General features: G+C 44.0%; 16 protein-coding genes and 1 riboswitch. Of the genes, 4 read left to right on the top strand and 12 right to left on the bottom strand.

What is annotated here, in order from left to right; all coding sequences use genetic code 11:
• Positions 1-57: 57 nt before the first annotated feature.
• The 6 genes from oppF to L4D76_RS05320 all read right to left on the bottom strand — a co-directional run bounded on the left by oppF (position 58) and on the right by L4D76_RS05320 (position 6,213).
• Positions 58-1,047: a murein tripeptide/oligopeptide ABC transporter ATP binding protein OppF gene (gene oppF, locus L4D76_RS05295; RefSeq protein ID WP_428439893.1), complete on the bottom strand. Its 990-nt coding sequence runs from the start codon at positions 1,045-1,047 to the stop codon at positions 58-60.
• Positions 1,047-2,012: an ABC transporter ATP-binding protein gene (locus L4D76_RS05300; protein WP_428439894.1), complete on the bottom strand. Its 966-nt coding sequence runs from the start codon at positions 2,010-2,012 to the stop codon at positions 1,047-1,049. The genes oppF and L4D76_RS05300 overlap by 1 nt, the downstream gene beginning before the upstream one ends.
• A gap of 15 nt (positions 2,013-2,027) precedes the next feature.
• Positions 2,028-2,939, bottom strand: a complete 912-nt coding sequence (gene oppC / locus L4D76_RS05305; RefSeq protein WP_428439959.1) for an oligopeptide ABC transporter permease OppC — start codon at positions 2,937-2,939, stop codon at positions 2,028-2,030.
• A gap of 14 nt (positions 2,940-2,953) precedes the next feature.
• Positions 2,954-3,874, bottom strand: coding sequence for an oligopeptide ABC transporter permease OppB (oppB, locus tag L4D76_RS05310; RefSeq protein WP_428439895.1), 921 nt, complete (start codon positions 3,872-3,874; stop codon positions 2,954-2,956).
• 91 nt (positions 3,875-3,965) lie between these two features.
• Positions 3,966-5,597: an ABC transporter substrate-binding protein gene (locus L4D76_RS05315; protein ID WP_428439896.1), complete on the bottom strand. Its 1,632-nt coding sequence runs from the start codon at positions 5,595-5,597 to the stop codon at positions 3,966-3,968.
• A gap of 448 nt (positions 5,598-6,045) precedes the next feature.
• A complete protein-coding gene (locus L4D76_RS05320; protein ID WP_428439897.1) occupies positions 6,046-6,213 on the bottom strand; it encodes a hypothetical protein in 168 nt (55 codons plus the stop codon).
• A gap of 648 nt (positions 6,214-6,861) precedes the next feature.
• Between L4D76_RS05320 and L4D76_RS05325 the strand changes: the two genes are divergently transcribed.
• Positions 6,862-7,278, top strand: a complete 417-nt coding sequence (locus L4D76_RS05325; RefSeq protein WP_428439898.1) for a MerR family transcriptional regulator — start codon at positions 6,862-6,864, stop codon at positions 7,276-7,278.
• Between the two features lie 93 nt (positions 7,279-7,371).
• Here the strand turns inward: L4D76_RS05325 and L4D76_RS05330 are convergent, their stop codons facing one another.
• The 5 genes from L4D76_RS05330 to moaA all read right to left on the bottom strand — a co-directional run bounded on the left by L4D76_RS05330 (position 7,372) and on the right by moaA (position 10,560).
• Positions 7,372-7,908, bottom strand: coding sequence for a hypothetical protein (locus tag L4D76_RS05330; protein WP_428439899.1), 537 nt, complete (start codon positions 7,906-7,908; stop codon positions 7,372-7,374).
• A gap of 397 nt (positions 7,909-8,305) precedes the next feature.
• Positions 8,306-8,755, bottom strand: a complete 450-nt coding sequence (gene moaE / locus L4D76_RS05335) for a molybdopterin synthase catalytic subunit MoaE (protein ID WP_428439900.1) — start codon at positions 8,753-8,755, stop codon at positions 8,306-8,308.
• 2 nt (positions 8,756-8,757) lie between these two features.
• Positions 8,758-9,003: a molybdopterin synthase sulfur carrier subunit gene (gene moaD, locus L4D76_RS05340; protein ID WP_428439901.1), complete on the bottom strand. Its 246-nt coding sequence runs from the start codon at positions 9,001-9,003 to the stop codon at positions 8,758-8,760.
• Positions 9,000-9,479 (bottom strand): cyclic pyranopterin monophosphate synthase MoaC, encoded by a 480-nt coding sequence (moaC, locus tag L4D76_RS05345; RefSeq protein ID WP_428439902.1) that lies wholly within the window; start codon positions 9,477-9,479, stop codon positions 9,000-9,002. Before moaC ends, moaD begins: the two co-directional genes overlap by 4 nt.
• Before the next feature lie 58 nt (positions 9,480-9,537).
• Positions 9,538-10,560 (bottom strand): GTP 3',8-cyclase MoaA, encoded by a 1,023-nt coding sequence (moaA, locus tag L4D76_RS05350; protein ID WP_428439903.1) that lies wholly within the window; start codon positions 10,558-10,560, stop codon positions 9,538-9,540.
• Positions 10,534-10,702, bottom strand: a riboswitch (molybdenum cofactor riboswitch). (Overlaps the previous gene by 27 nt.)
• A gap of 179 nt (positions 10,703-10,881) precedes the next feature.
• Here moaA and L4D76_RS05355 point away from each other — a divergent pair.
• The 3 genes from L4D76_RS05355 (at position 10,882) to yvcK (ending at position 12,900) form a co-directional block, all read left to right on the top strand.
• Positions 10,882-11,109, top strand: coding sequence for a hypothetical protein (locus L4D76_RS05355; RefSeq protein ID WP_107284542.1), 228 nt, complete (start codon positions 10,882-10,884; stop codon positions 11,107-11,109).
• Between the two features lie 187 nt (positions 11,110-11,296).
• On the top strand, positions 11,297-11,872 hold the full coding sequence (locus L4D76_RS05360) for an LON peptidase substrate-binding domain-containing protein (protein WP_428439904.1): 576 nt from the start codon (positions 11,297-11,299) through the stop codon (positions 11,870-11,872).
• A 128-nt stretch (positions 11,873-12,000) separates the two neighbouring features.
• On the top strand, positions 12,001-12,900 hold the full coding sequence (yvcK, locus tag L4D76_RS05365; RefSeq protein ID WP_428439905.1) for a uridine diphosphate-N-acetylglucosamine-binding protein YvcK: 900 nt from the start codon (positions 12,001-12,003) through the stop codon (positions 12,898-12,900).
• Here yvcK and L4D76_RS05370 read toward each other — a convergent pair.
• Positions 12,862-13,221 carry an Hpt domain-containing protein gene (locus L4D76_RS05370; RefSeq protein ID WP_428439906.1) on the bottom strand — a complete coding sequence of 120 codons (360 nt, stop codon included), beginning with the start codon at positions 13,219-13,221 and terminating at the stop codon, positions 12,862-12,864. The genes yvcK and L4D76_RS05370 overlap by 39 nt on opposite strands.
• Positions 13,222-13,233: the final 12 nt, after the last annotated feature.

Here is a 13,233-nt window from a genome sequence, read left to right on the forward strand (position 1 = left end):
AAAGTATAAAAAAAGCGCGGCTTTTACACCGCGCTTAAAGCCTGTCACAGGCTCAAACTAGTGTACATGCAGACACGAAACCGCATGAATGTCGCCACCTTGTAGTTCAGGCTTGTTCTGTGCGCATGATTCTGTTGCTTGTGGGCAACGAGTACGGAATACGCAACCCGACGGTGGATTAATTGGCGAAGGAAGTTCACCTTCAAGCATTTGAATCTGCTTATTTCTTTCTAGCTCAGGATCAGGGATCGGCACTGCTGACATTAATGCTTTGGTATAAGGGTGTTTAGGCTCAGCAAACAGAGCTTTACTCTCACCCATTTCGACGGCATTACCCAGGTACATCACCAACACGCGGTCAGAAATATGTTTAACCACAGACAAATCGTGAGCGATGAAAATCAGGCTAAGACCCATTTCTTTCTGTAATGATTTCAGCAGGTTTACCACCTGCGCCTGAATCGATACATCCAATGCCGATACCGGCTCATCACAAATAATCATCTTAGGCTTTAAAATCAGTGCTCGTGCAATACCAATACGCTGACACTGTCCACCTGAAAATTCATGCGGGTAACGGTTGATCACATTCGGTAGCAGGCCTACCTTTGTCATCATCGCTTTTACCTGCTCTTTAATATCGTCAGCAGTGAGATCCGGATAAAAGGCTTTCAACGGCTCAGCAATGATTTCTCCCACCGTCATACGCGGGTTCAGAGATGCCAGCGGATCCTGGAAAATCATCTGGATCTCTTTGCGCTTTTCACGCATGTTGGCATGATCGAGCTTGGTTAAATCCTGCCCCAGCCATACAACGTTACCGTCGGTTGCTTCTACCAGACCGATAACCGCGCGAGCAAACGTTGATTTACCGCAGCCTGACTCACCCACTACACCTAAGGTTTCACCTTCATAAAGGCGAATATCAACACCATCAACCGCCTTAAGCTTTAAAGGCTTAGTCCATGGCCATGCTGATTTTGGTGCAATATTAAAGTGAACCTTCAGATCTTTAATATCTAACAATAGGTTTTTTTGTGCATCCATTACCACGTCCCCACATCAGAAAAACAAGCACGTAAACGACCTTCAGTAAACGCTTTCAAATCAGGTGCTTCCTGCGTACATCGACTCGAAACACGATGGCAGCGCTCCTGGTAAGGACAACCAACAGGTAAGCGCAACATGTTTGGTGGGTTGCCTGGAATAGTCGGTAGTTCTTCGCCTTCCGTATCCAAACGAGGAATCGCTCTTAGCAGACCTTCAGTGTAAGGGTGTGACGGTGTATAGAAAATCTCATTGATTTTGCCATATTCCATGGTACGGCCCGCGTACATCACCAATACCTTGTCACAACTGCCTGCAACTACGCCCAGATCGTGGGTGATCATAATGATCGATGTATTGAAGTCCTTTTTCAGATCGTTCAACATCTCCATGATCTGTGCTTGAACCGTTACATCTAATGCCGTTGTTGGTTCATCGGCAATCAGCAATTTTGGACGACATAGCAATGCCATCGCAATCATTACACGCTGACGCATACCACCAGAGAACTCGTGGGGATACATCGTAATACGCTGGCGGGCTTCAGGGATCTTCACCGCATCCAGCATACGTACACTTTCTTCAAACGCTTCTTTCTTACCCATGCCTTTGTGCAGCATTAACACTTCCATAAGCTGAGCGCTTACTTTCATGTAAGGGTTAAGTGAAGTCATTGGGTCTTGGAAAATCATCGCAATTTGTTCAGCTCGAACTTTATTCAGTTCTTTTTCTGACAAATTCAGAATTTCACGACCTTCAAATTTTGCACTACCGCTAATAATACCGTTCTTAGCAAGCAGGCCCATGATCGCGAATACTGTCTGGCTTTTGCCTGAACCAGATTCACCAACAATACCCAGGGTTTCACCCAGATTAAGAGAAAAATTCAGATCGTTAACCGCGGTGACGATACCATCTTGTGTTGTAAATTCTACGCGTAGATCTTTGACATCTAATAAGCTCATAATAACTTCCTCTAATTATCTGTCTTTTGGATCTAGTGCGTCACGTAAACCGTCACCCACATAGTTAAAGCAGAACAAGGTTACAACCATAAATGCAGCCGGGAACATTAACTGCCACAGGGCAATTTCCATGGTTTGCGAACCTTCCTGAAGCAATGCGCCCCAGCTTGTCATTGGCTCTTGAACACCAAGACCAAGGAAACTTAAGAATGATTCAGTCAGGATCATTTGCGGTACCAACAGGGTTGAGTACACGGCAACAATACCTAAAACGTTCGGTACGATATGGCGAGTGATAATTCTCCAGCGGCTAACACCTGATACATGTGCAGCTTCGATGAACTCTTTGCTACGTAGAGACAGGGTCTGACCACGAACAATACGCGCCATATCCAGCCAGGAAATCGCACCAATCGCCACGAAGATAAGCATGATATTCCGGCCAAAAAAGGTCACCAGTACGATCACGAAGAACATGAATGGAATGGAATACAGAATTTCAAGAATACGCATCATCACACGGTCAGTACGACCACCAATGAAACCAGAGGTTGCACCGTAAAGGGTACCGATAACGACGGCAACTAACGCACCTAGAAGACCTACCATCAGTGAAATACGACCGCCAATTAAGGTACGGGTATATAAATCACGCCCCAGGCTATCGGTACCAAACAGGTGACCTTCCGGGCCGAAGCTTGGCGCGGCATGCAATGCATACCAATCAGTGTCATCAAAGGCATAGCTACTTAACATTGGACCAAATACAACGGCCAATGTGATCAGAAACAGAATGGTTAAACTCACCATTGCCGCCCTGTTGCGCATAAATCGAGTACGCGCATCTTGCCATAAACTACGGCCTTCAATTTCCAGCTTCTCTGAAAATTTTTCGACGGCCTCTACATTATCTTTTTTAGTTAACATCATCGTAAGGCCTCTTAGTAACGGATTTTCGGATCGATATACGCTAATACGATATCAACGATTGCATTGAAGATAATGGTCAGCGTACCGATTAGAATAGTGATACCTAGAACCAGTGAGTAATCACGGTTAAAGGCGGCGTTAACAAAGAGTTTGCCGATACCCGGCAAGCCGAAAATGGTTTCAATAACCACTGAGCCGGTGATGATACCAACGAATGCCGGTCCCATATAAGACACAACCGGTAGCAGCGCTGGTCGCAGCGCATGTTTTATGACGATGTACGGATAGCTCAAACCTTTCGCACGGGCGGTACGAATGAAGTTACTGTTCAGGGTTTCGATCATGCTACCACGGGTAATACGAGCGAAGGTGGCCACATACAATAGTGACATGCCAAACATTGGCAACAGTAAGAACTTCATAGAGCCATCTTGCCAGCCACCAGCAGGAAGCCAACCAAGGTTAATTGAGAAGATATAAATGAGTACAGGTGCCAAGATAAAGGATGGCATTACCACCCCGGCCATGGCTGTCGACATAATGGTGTAGTCTAACCACGTATTTTGCTTCAGTGCGGCAATGGTGCCGACAGTTACCCCCATCACCAAGGCAAATATAAAGGCGAAAAAGCCAATTTTTGCAGATACCGGCAGTGCTTTAACAACCAGCTCATTTACGGTGAAATCTTTGTATTTGAAAGATGGGCCAAAATCACCTTGAATAATATTACCCAGGTAAGTGGTGTATTGTTCAAACACAGGTTTATCTAAGCCATATTTAGCTTCGATATTTGCCATGACTTCAGGAGGAAGCGGACGCTCACTCGAGAATGGGTTACCAGGCGCAAAGCGCATCAGGAAAAACGAAATAGTGATTAATACCAGTAATGTTGGTATTGCTTCAAATATCCGTTTAGCTACGAATTTAATCATAAACTTTACCGTTATTTTTTATCTGTGACAGAAAGCGCTACACCCTAGCCATAGGGTGTAGCGTAAGTATTTTTATATATCTTGCTGTTTATTAGTCAGCAATGATGTACATATCTTTTGTGAAGAGTTTGTCTTGTGCATTGTCTGCAGGGAAACCGCCAACTTTAGGGTTTACCAGACGCGCTTTCACATATTGGTAGATAGGAGCAATCGGCATATCTTTAGCTAGCAATTTTTCAGCTTCTACGTAAAGCTGCTCACGCTCAGTTTCTGAGGTTGAGTTAAGTGCTTTTTCCATGACGCTGTCATATGCTTTGCTATGATACTTAGGATCGTTAGAGCTGTTGTTGCTCTGCATTAGAGAAAGGAAGCTGGATGCTTCGTTGTAGTCACCACACCAGCCGGCACGAGTAACATCGAAGTTGCCTTGACGGCGGTTATCCAGGTAAGTTTTCCACTCTTGGTTTTCCAGGTTAGCTTTCGCGCCCAGATTTTTCTTCCACATAGATGCGATAGCAACTGCGATCTTCTTGTGATTCTCTGAAGTGTTATAAAGCAGTGTAAACTCTAGTGGATTACTGCTATCAAACCCTGCCTCAGCCAGAAGCTCTTTCGCTTTCGCGTTACGCTCTTTCTGAGATAGCTTACCGTAATCAGGCATCACCGGGTTAAAGTTAGCGGTGATTTCTGGTGTTAGGAAGTAACCCGACTTCTGGCCTTGACCTAGTAGCGCTTTAGTAATGATGTCACGATCGATTGCGTAAGATAGTGCTTTACGTACACGAACATCATCAAATGGCGCTTTAGCATTGTTAAAGCCGTAGTAATACGAACACAGGTTACCCTGAATGGATACATCTTCTGCATACTCTTTCTGCAAGCGACGGAAGTGCTCATTCGGCAGTTCGTTGGTAATATCAATTTCACCCGCAAGGAAGCGGTTCATCTCTGCAACTTGGTTTTCAATCGGTAAGAATGTTACCTGCTTGATAACGGTCTTTTCGTTATCCCAGTACTGAGGGTTGTTTTTTAGAACAATGCGTTCGTTCACAACCCACTTATCAAGAACGTAAGCACCGTTACCAACAAAGTTTTCTGGCTTAGTCCAATCGTTACCGAATTTCTCAACCACTTTTTGATTAACAGGCTTCACTGTTGTGTGGCCCATCATCATGACAAAATATGGTACGGCAGATTCCAGTTCAATTTTTAGCGTATTTGCATCTACCGCAGTAACACCTAGTGTTTCTTTATCGGCTTTACCTGCAATGATTTGCGCTGAGTTCTTCATGGTAGTCATTTCTAGGTACCATGAATAAGGAGATGCCGTTGCCGGATCGACTGCACGCTTGAAGCTGTATACAAAGTCGCTTGCTGTAACTGGATCGCCATTTGACCACTTCGCATCTTTACGCAGGTGGAAGATAAATGTGCGGTTATCGGTTGTTTCCCAGCTTTCTGCTACACCAGGTATGGTCTTACCGTCAGCGTCTTGGTTTACCAGACCTTCAAGAAGGTCACGAATAACGTGAGATTCTGGTACACCTTCGGTTTTGTGGGGATCAAGTGAGGCTACTTCTGTTCCATTACCACGAACCAATTCCTGTTTCGCAGCAAGCTTAACACCCTCAGGAACCTCAGCAGCCAGAGCAGAAAAAGAAGTGGCAGCGACTGTCAGGCTCGCGCTAATTAGTAACGCCTGAGTGATTTTATTTTTATACATGCATTAACTCCAATACATAATTTCATTGCATCCATGACGTTCTTCAGTTGCTGTTCATACAACTACAATATTTGCATCATTTCTCTGAAACAACACAACACAAACCGAAGAATTGGTCGGAATTTTAACAGGCATTGAAGCAATTTGCCACAAATCCATTACAAAAAGAGATATTATCCTTAATATATATCACCTAGCCAGCATTAACCACCACCCAAAAAGAACTATGTGGGCCTTTCTATTATAAAAACCAGGTTATAGAGAAATATCCGCCAATAAAGCTAATAAAATTCATATTCTGAATAAATAACCACATATTTACACAAATAACCAGCATAAGTGACTCAGCAGACCAACAAAGAAAACAATAGTCAATAACAAAAAATCAATAACTTGATGTGCGAGCATAAAAAAACGCCCACGAGGAGCGTTTTTATCGGTGGGGGAATTATTTATTTTCGCTGTCGATGTTAAAAACCTGTTTGTCTGGACTGACTGATTGCTGTCTTTTTTCCAGCAGAAGCTGTTGTTCATCGTCTTTTTCGAGATCACTCCCAATGCCTATTTCATTAAGCATCTGCTTGATTTTCTTGTTTGATACACGCCTATGTTTCATGAACCCTCCGCTGTCAAATTCAGCAAGTTTGATAAACAATCTGTTTCGCACGGTCATCATCTAAAGCACTTTGCAATAAAATTTATGTGCAAAATAAATATGGCACATAAATTCCCACTCTGCCTCACAGTAGCTCTGTACTACGTTTTAATAACGAAACAGAATAAAAAAAACACTGATAGATTAACTTTTCACAAGGCTGTTTTTTACCATTTTTCAAGTATCTGCAACACGTAAATCGCGTTACTATCGTCTATATTGAAAAAGTTAATCTGATAGCATCAAATCAGGTTGATTATTCAATAATCCGTTCCCGTTCCGTTCTATCTTGAGAGTTGATATATGAGACCAGCAGGTTGCTTCTCACGTCCAAGTCCATCCCGAGTCCGTCACGGTTATGTGCCACCAGCACGTAGTACTAAAGGCGAATCAAAAAGTGAAACCAAGTAGTTATTAACTACCCATTCACATTTTTCAATAGCCTCTTTTTAAAGGGGCTATTTTTTTACCGCTACCGAGAAACATTTACCTTCTTGATACCGATCTAAACCATTAGCCCCCCCCTGTTTAAACCCGCAGCGAAGCTTGTCAATGACTACTCAGTTGTGAAATGATCCCAGCAGGTCAATGGAATTAGGTTAAATCATAATGTTAAAGACAGAAAGTAAGGATACTTTCTCAATATCTCAACTTGCTGAAGAGTTTGGCGTGACACTGCGCAGTATTCGATTTTATGAAGATCATGGATTATTAACCCCGCAAAGAAATGGTCAAAACCGTATCTATTCGCGGCAAGACCGCGCTCGCTTAAAGCTGACACTTCGTGGCAAGCGACTCGGTTTCAGCCTTGATGATATTCGGGGACTGTTTGATCTGTACGATTCAGAGAAGAGCAATAAAAAGCAGCTGCATGACATGCTCAATGCAATTAAGTATCGACAACGTCTTCTGGTACAGCAACAAGCCGATATTCAAGCTGTAATGATGGAATTAAATGCCGCGGAGAAAAACTGTTACCAGCAATTATCAAAACTGGAGCTGAAGCAACGAAAAATCAGTTCATGATGAAATTGGCAGAAAAAAGCAGCCTATAATCCGGCTGCTCTTCTTTATATCGACATTCACTGTAGGACAAACTAATACCATTCGGGATATCCGTTAATGAACGGGGATCTTTGCAATCCAGATTTCATGTGTCTCCTGGGTAAACTCTCCCTGCTCTATCATCGCTTTCAGGTAGCCTAACCGATGATGCCCTTCCAGCAAGTTAAACGGGGCTTTTAATACCCGGCCATTGGTCGCGTACAAATCACGCTCATAATGCAAAATAATCGGCGCCACAGGCCAGGTGCCACGCTCTTGCATATTCTGTACTAACCAACTGCGCTGAAAGATTTCATTGCTCATACGGCGTGAAAACTTATCGACCACATCATCATGAGGAGTCTTGATTGTGTTAAGGATCTCGTCATTTGTCCAGACCTGCTTGGTAAATGACATCGCACGAAAATCAAGCCAGCCCCAATTACAAAGCACCGCTTTCCAATGGCGATATACCCATTGCTCAAGTACTTCATCGGGAAAATGGGGCAACATCAAGTGTGCACGGTCACGCCAGAGATCCCAAGGCTCACACTGACGTTCACCAAAACCATCGGGTGCAATTTCATAGAGTAAACGATCGCTCCTGATCATAATCCCCTCCTATTTACTACGGGTACTCGAACCTTAACCGTAAGTTTTATAACCATTCATTATTAATGGTTATTTATGCTCATAAGAAAAACATAGCACAGCTTTTTTTGAAACAACACCTGAATATTAATGAAAGATTATCCAATCATTTGTTGCGACATGGTTACCTCTGCTTTTATCAGGCGATTTTACAACGCTTACAGAGGTTGCATTTATGTTATGAGCGCGATAATAAAGGGGGGAATATTCCGCAGGGCAATGCGGCGGAAAGTGCTATTTAATGCAGGAGGGGTGGTAACGAAGTTCGAGAAATTTAGAAACTAAATCTTTTTCTTTAGCCATTAAAAAAGGAGCTGGTTATCAGCTCCTTTTTTCACACCCTAACAAAAGTGTTAGGTTATTTTTTCTGCCAACGATCAGCCGCAGAAGTATCGGTATCTCTTGCATCGACCCAGCGACTCTCACTGTTCGTCTGTTCTTTCTTCCAAAATGGTGCGCGGGTTTTCAGATAGTCCATGATAAATTCACAGGCTTCAAATGCCGCACCTCGGTGTGCACTGGTTACGCCAACAAACACAATCTGATCACCCAGTTCCAGATCACCCACTCGGTGGATAACCCGGGTTTTCAGCAGTGGCCAGCGCTCGCACGCCTGCTCAATAATTTCAGCTAAGGCCTTCTCGGTCATTCCCGGATAGTGCTCTAGCGATAGACCCGTGACGTCATCACCCTGGTTAAAATCACGCACTTTACCGATAAACGTAACAACCGCTCCAGCGTCAGTGCCTTCAGCCAGTTTTGCATATTCATCTGCAACTGAAAAATCTTCAACCTGAACAGAAACCATGATTAGCCCCCGGTTACTGGCGGGAAGAAAGCAACTTCATCACCATCTTTGATTTCAGACTCTAAATGGCAAATTGTCTGGTTAACAGCAACCAGTAATTTGCCAGACTCCAGCGCCAGCTGCCATTTATCACCACGTTCAGTCAGATGAGCGCGTAATGCTTCTGCAGTCGTAAATTCTGCTTCAACGTCTAAACGATCAACCCCAATCAGCTCTTTGACCTGAGCAAAGAAAAGTACACTAATCATGCTTCAACCTTAAAGTGACCTGATTTGCCGCCCGTTTTTTCTAACAAACGAACCTGATCTATAACCATATCTTTCTGTACCGCTTTACACATATCGTAAATAGTCAGCGCCGCCACCGATGCCGCAGTTAGCGCTTCCATTTCAACGCCGGTTTTACCCGCCAGCTTACAGCACGATTCTATACGTACCATATTCTCCGCTTCAATAGCTTCTAACTGCACTTCAACCTTGGACAGCAACAAAGGGTGACATAGCGGGATCAAATCCCATGTTTTTTTCGCCGCCTGAATACCCGCAATACGGGCCGTTGCAAATACATCACCTTTACGGTGCTTGCCCGATACAATCAGTGCGAGTGTTTCCGGCGCCATATGGACGAAGGCTTCAGCGCGCGCTTCACGAACAGTTTCAGCCTTAGCTGAAACATCGACCATATTCGCTTCACCTGAAGCATTGATATGCGTTAGTTGTGTCATTATTATTACTTCCGTTCACATGGGTGATAGCAGTCATCAATTGTTTGGTTTACTGGTATTAGCCACCAATTGAGGCAAGGTGCGGAGTCATACCAGAATTTCCATCATCAAGAAAATGACCTACCGCTTTTTGTTGTAAACCACCTTGAATACGCTCAATCAGCTCTGCACGCTGCTCGTCTTCGGCAAGCAAATCTCGCAAGTCCACCCCGTGCTCACCAAACAGGCACAGATGAAGCTTACCTTTCGCCGATATGCGTAAACGGTTACAACTTTGGCAGAAATCTTTTTCGTAAGGCATGATCAGTCCGATTTCACCGACATAATCAGGGTGACAAAAGACTTGGGCGGGACCATCATTCTTGCTCTTGATCTTTAAGATCCAGCCATTGGCAATGAGGTGATTACGAATGCTAACCCCAGAGAGATGATGATTCTTAAACATATTGTCCATCTCACCGGTCTGCATCAATTCAATAAAACGCAGTTGGATCGGCCTGGTTTTTATCCAATCAAGAAACTTCGGCAACTCTTGTGAATTTAAGTCTTTGAGCAGTACCGTGTTAATTTTAACTTGTTCAAAGCCCGCATCAAAAGCGGCATCTATACCCGACATCACCTGATGAAACATATTCTCACCCGTGATTTGATAAAACATTTTCGGGTCCAGACTATCAACACTCACGTTAATATGTGTCAGGCCAGCCTCTTTCCAGTCTTTAACATGTTTAGCCATGCGGTAACCATTCGTGGTTGTCGCCACTTTGGCTATACCAGACTGAGAAGCCACAGTACGGATGATATCGCTAAAGTCTCGACGTAAGCTCGGCTCGCCACCTGTAATACGCACTTTTGTCGTACCACATTCGGCGAAGGCACCCGTTACACGCTGGATCTCATCTAACGTAAGAAAAGAAGGCTTCTTCTTTTCCGTCGGATGATAACCATCAGGCAGGCAATATGTACATTTGAAGTTACACACATCGGTAACTGAAAGTCGCAAGTAATAAAACTTGCGATGAAATTGATCTTCTAACTGAAGATTATCTTCTAATTGTTTTGCCACGGAACACCTTTCCAAATACGGGAGGCCGGTTCATTTCTAAATCGACCCTGGTGACAGACTGTCACTGGCGTTGGTCACTTATTACCTGTCTCTCGTCCGTATTACAAAAGACAAAAGGCGGCAACTTAGTGAACAAAGCTCGGAGTTATGGGCTGCTATGTAACGCTCATTTAGAGTCATCCACACAGCTGCTAATCTAATCATATAAGTATCAGAGAAATGACAGTATAGACATTTCACCGAAAAAAACGTGCTGCATTCTACCTTTCGAGAAAGATCCCGACAATACTACTAAAGGGAATATTAATTGTTTTCTTGATATTAAGTGAGGATATTATGTCCAACATTATCGAATCTGCCAGCGTTGATGATATTGCACTCTATCTCCAGCGCGAAGATGGCATAGATGCACAGAACGCGCATCAGGAAGCGCAACATATTATTGATGGCTTTCATGACATGATGGCAAAAGGGATCATTAAAGGTTGGTACTTCAATGAACAAGGTCATCTCGAGTTATTACCCAGCGATAATGCGCTTAAAATCATTGCCAACAGGAAGTGAGAAGTGAGGTAGTTTGGGGATAGGCTGCTTTGCAATTTGCATCAGGGGTTTGCAATATGAAAATAAGCGCATTGCTTACTCATCAATTGAGACGCTCAATTTCAGCACGTTAGCGGTATGACACTTTCGGCATCACATTTGCAATATCCATGCTACCAGACACTGATAGTGACGAATGGAGCTGTGTATGACGCAATCAATACCGCTACTTTTTCAAAAACGCCATGTATTGCCTACAGGCAGAATGCCTATTCGTATAGCTCCCGGCTCACAAACAGCAGCATTTAAAGTGGCTTTGTCGTCAACCGATGGCTTTGGTGTCTGTATGCTTGATGAAAACAACCCTGGTCAGCATTTTTTCCACATTGGTACCCGCGTCACTGTGGAAGATTTTGACACATCAACACAGGATGGCTCCCTCATCGTTACCGTCTACGGGCACGACAATTTCCGCATTAAGTCATTGACGCAAGATAACAAGGGGGTGTTTTCTGCTGAATACCGGACAATACCTCAATGGGCAGAAATCAAACTCCATAATAACCAGCGATTGCTGGCAGTGAAATTGCGAATTATGTTCGAGAAATACCCGGAACTCGACCGTTTACATCAAGCCAAAGAGTTCAACAATTTAAGCTGGTTATGTCAGCGCTGGTTAGAACTTTTGCCGGTACCTGCCTGTGAAAAACAAGCACTACTTAATACCCCAAATTGTCTGGATACCTGCGATTATTTAATGAGTATGATGCAAGAGCCTCACTAATGTTTGGGTGTGCAGCCCCCCCAAAAACGTGACAGTAATAGCATATCCCCAGCGAAATCTTGTATTCATTTTGTTGCTTTGTATACTCTATACAACAATCAAGATCGCAAAAATATGCAAATAAAATCATGACAAATACAAAGACTGAAATTAATACCAAGATCGTTGCTATCGGTGGTGGTCATGGCTTGGGCCGCATGCTCTCCTCACTGTCTGATTATGGCTCCCATGTTACCGGGATTGTCACCACTACAGATAACGGCGGTTCTACAGGTCGTATTCGTGCTTGTCAGGGTGGAATCGCATGGGGTGATACCCGTAATTGCATTAACCAATTGATCACAGAGCCCTCTGTCGGTTCGATGATTTTCGAGTACCGCTTCCGCGGCAATGGCGAACTCAATGGGCATAATCTGGGTAATTTGATGCTTACCGCACTCGATAATCTCTGCATCCGCCCCTTAGAAGCGATTAATCTTATCCGGGACATGCTGAAAGTCGAACCCCATATCATCCCAATGTCTGAGCACCCGGCCGACCTATCAGCGTTGACGCTGGCTGGCGAGATTATTTGCGGGGAAACCAGTGTCGATGAACTGGAGGAAGTCCCTCAACGACTTTATATTGAGCCAGCGGTTCCCGCCACGAAAGAAACGGTGACGGCGATTAAAGAGGCCAATATCATCTTGTTAGGGCCTGGCAGTTTTCTAACCAGTATTATGCCGCCTTTATTACTCAAAGACATTGGTTCAGCGTTAAAAGAGAGCCAGGCCAAAATCGTATTTATAACCAATCTGGATAAAGAGAAAGGTCCTGCCGGACAGATGTCTCTTAGCAGTATGCTGCATTGGTGTGAACGGGCAATGCAGGGGCGCCACATTGATGCCATTATTACCGATCAACCCTGGCCAGAACTTGCTCCAAGGTATGAACAGCTGATTGAAGATTTAGCATCGAGCAATCATGAATGGCGCCATGACCGAATGAAATTAAAGCATTCGATTGATAAACTGATCGTTACAGGCTAATTGCTTATACTCGCGTGCCATGCCCTTAACCATTTGTGTTAATTCCGGCAAATGATCCACCATCCATTCATTTTGCCCTTGTCTCACACGCGATTCACATTCTTGAGCCATTTCAGCTAAACTGTCAGCCCCAAAGCTGGCAGCGCTACTTTTAATGGCATGGCTGATCTCCCCGACCTGATTGACCGATGGTTGATCAGATAACTGGCGTAAGTACTGCTCTAGCTCATCACTAAACACATTAAGTAAGAGTATGACCGTTTCTTCACCGACTTCTTCTGCCAGTCGTTTGATGGTTACTGCATTAATACTCTTTACCATTTATTTGATCTC

Source organism: Photobacterium sagamiensis (assembly GCF_050337085.1).
GTDB lineage: Bacteria > Pseudomonadota > Gammaproteobacteria > Enterobacterales > Vibrionaceae > Photobacterium > Photobacterium sagamiensis.